Source organism: Mesorhizobium sp. (genome assembly GCF_004962925.1).
GTDB lineage: Bacteria > Pseudomonadota > Alphaproteobacteria > Rhizobiales > Rhizobiaceae > Mesorhizobium.
Map to the genome: position 1 here is coordinate 1 of NZ_SUEO01000053.1, position 2,662 is coordinate 2,662.

The following is a 2,662-nucleotide window of genomic DNA, read 5'->3' on the forward strand; positions in this document are numbered from 1 at the left end:
CTCCCCTACTCCCCTAGACATTCAGCAGCAGATATTCCCGCTCCCACGGGCTGATCACTTCCATGAAGGTCTCGAATTCCGCCCGCTTGATCGCCGCATAGGTCGCGGCAAACGACTTGCCGAGCAGCGCGCAGAGTTCCTCGTCGGCTTCCAATAGATCGACGGCTTCGAGCAGGCTGCGCGGCAGGTCGATCTCGGCATCGTTGGCGGTGGTGAGAACCGGCGGTTCGGCCTTGATCTTGTTGGTCATGCCGATCAGCCCGCAGGCGAGCGATGCGGCCAGCGCCAGATAGGGATTGGCGTCGGAGGAGGGGATGCGGTTCTCGACGCGCCTGGCCGCCGGGTCGGAGCGCGGAACGCGGAATGCGGTGGTGCGGTTGTCGTAGCCCCATTTGTTGTTGACCGGCGCCGAAGCCGACTGCGTCAGCCGGCGGTAGGAATTGACATAGGGCGCAAACATCACCAGCGCGTTCGGCACGTGTTTCTGCATGCCGCCGATGAAATGAAAGAAGGCTTCGGTTTCCGAGCCGTCCTCGGCAGAAAAGACATTCCTGCCGGTCTTCTTGTCGATGATCGACTGGTGGATATGCATGGCCGACCCGGGCTGCCCCTGGATCGGCTTGGCCATGAAGGTTGCATAGATATCATGCTTCAGCGCCGCCTCGCGGATGGTGCGCTTGAACATGAACACCTGGTCGGCGAGCTCGATCGGGTCGCCATGGCGCAGATTGATCTCGAGCTGGCCGGCGCCTTCCTCGTGGATCAGCGTATCGATTTCCAGGCCCTGGCTTTCGGAGAAATGGTAGATGTCGTCGATCAGTTCGTCGAATTCGTTGACGCCGGCGATCGAATAGCCGGCGCCACCGCCGATCGCTCGTCCCGAACGCCCGACCGGCGGTGTCAGCGGGTAGTCCGGATCGGGATTCTTGCGCACGAGGTAGAACTCAATCTCGGGCGCCACCACCGGCCTTAGCCCGCGCTTGTCGTAAGCGGCAAGCACACGCTTCAGTACGTTGCGCGGCGTGAACTCGACCGAGCGGCCGTCCTGGTGGACGAGGTCGCAGATGACCGCCGCCGTCGGGTCCTCTTCCCATGGCACCACGGTCAGCGTCGAAAGGTCCGGCATCAGCTTGAGGTCACCGTCGTCCTCCGGATAGTGGAAGCCGTTGCCGTCTTCCGGGTAGCCGCCGGAGATCGTCGTCATGAACACCGCCGAGGGCAGCGCCAGCGAGGTGTTTGAGGTGAATTTCTTCGACGGCATCATTTTGCCGCGCGCAACCCCAGCCTGATCGGGCGTGATGCACTCGATATCCTCGATGCCGCGCCACTCCAGCCAGGCGCTGACTTCCTTCCAGTTCTTCACGCCGCGCTGATTTTTCACGAAGGCAGGCGTGCGGATACGTCCTCCGCGGCTCGACGGACGGACTTCCTTTTTTGCAGGCGGCATCATTCACCAGATTGGGTTGCGGATTTTGGAGTATAGCCGTCGCCGATGATGGAAGGGAAGGGGAGCGCGGTGCGTTCGCCCGCGCAGTTGAAAATAGCTCCTGGCAGCTTAGGGTTCTCGATGTAGAACTCCCGCGATCAGTGACCAGTAAAGACGTCGAATGCAGAACAATCATGAATTGACCACGATCGGCTTCGATGCCGATGACACGCTCTGGCAGAACGAGCAGTTCTTCCGCATCACCGAGAGGCGCTTTGCTGCGCTGCTCGCCGATCATGCCGAAGAGGGGCACATCTCGGCAAGATTGCTGGAGGCGGAGAAGCGCAACCTCGCCGTTTACGGCTTCGGCATCAAGGGGTTTACCCTGTCGATGATCGAAACGGCGATCGAGATTACCGGGGGCCGGGCGCCGGCCTCGGTCATCGCCGAAATTCTTGCCGCAGGCCGCGAGATGCTCGGCCATCCGATCGAGCCGCTGCCCCATGCGCGCGAAACCGTGGAAAAGCTGGCGAGCGCATATCGCCTGGTGCTGATCACCAAGGGCGACCTCTTCGATCAGGAGCGCAAGCTGGCGCAATCGGGTCTCGGCGACCTGTTCGACGCCGTCGAGATCGTCAGCGACAAGAGTCCCGCCACCTATATCAGGATCTTCAGCCGCCACGGGGACGGCGCCGAAAAAAGCATGATGGTCGGCAATTCGCTCAAGTCGGATGTGGTGCCGGCTATCGAGGCCGGCAGTTGGGGCATCCACGTGCCGCATGAATTGACCTGGGTGCTGGAACATGTCGAGCCGCCGGTCACCGCGCCTCGCTTCCGCCAGATAGCCGATCTCTCGGAACTGCCCCGGCTGATCGAAAGTGTCGGGAAAGCCGGCTGATCGTGCTCGGCGTCGAGCCGGATGCTGGCTAATTACGTCCGAGCCCGACCAGGCGGTCGATTACCGGCTGCAGCCGTTCGGTCGTGATCGGTTTGACGACCACCGCATCGACGACGCTCGACAGGCCGAGGCTCTCCGGTGTGCCATTCTTGGTCGAAAGCAGGATCACCGAGGGGGTCGACTTGCCCGAACTGCGTCGCAGCGCGTCGATAACCGACATCAGCGCCTCACAGTCCTTGTTGTCCGCGCCGCCGTCGAGGACAACAGCTCCGGGAATGAGCGATCGCAACGTCGTTGCTGCCGTCTCGGGCGATTCCGAGACCGGCTTGAGCCCGGAT

At 62.1% G+C, this 2,662-nt stretch carries 3 protein-coding genes; 1 reads left to right on the forward strand and 2 read right to left on the reverse strand.

Translation table 11 applies throughout. The features are described from left to right. Window positions 1–13 precede the first annotated feature (13 nt). Complete coding sequence (locus tag E5W87_RS13275; protein WP_292397857.1) at window positions 14–1,450, reverse strand: glutamine synthetase family protein; 1,437 nt, start codon at window positions 1,448–1,450, stop codon at window positions 14–16. A gap of 157 nt (window positions 1,451–1,607) precedes the next feature. On the opposite strand from E5W87_RS13275, the gene E5W87_RS13280 reads away from it, so the two are divergent. Then, window positions 1,608–2,324: an HAD family hydrolase gene (locus tag E5W87_RS13280; protein WP_292397859.1), complete on the forward strand. Its 717-nt coding sequence runs from the start codon at window positions 1,608–1,610 to the stop codon at window positions 2,322–2,324. Between the two features lie 28 nt (window positions 2,325–2,352). Here E5W87_RS13280 and E5W87_RS13285 read toward each other — a convergent pair. Further along, window positions 2,353–2,662, reverse strand: a 310-nt coding sequence (locus E5W87_RS13285; RefSeq protein ID WP_292397862.1) for a response regulator, incomplete at its 5' end; no start/stop codon positions are given.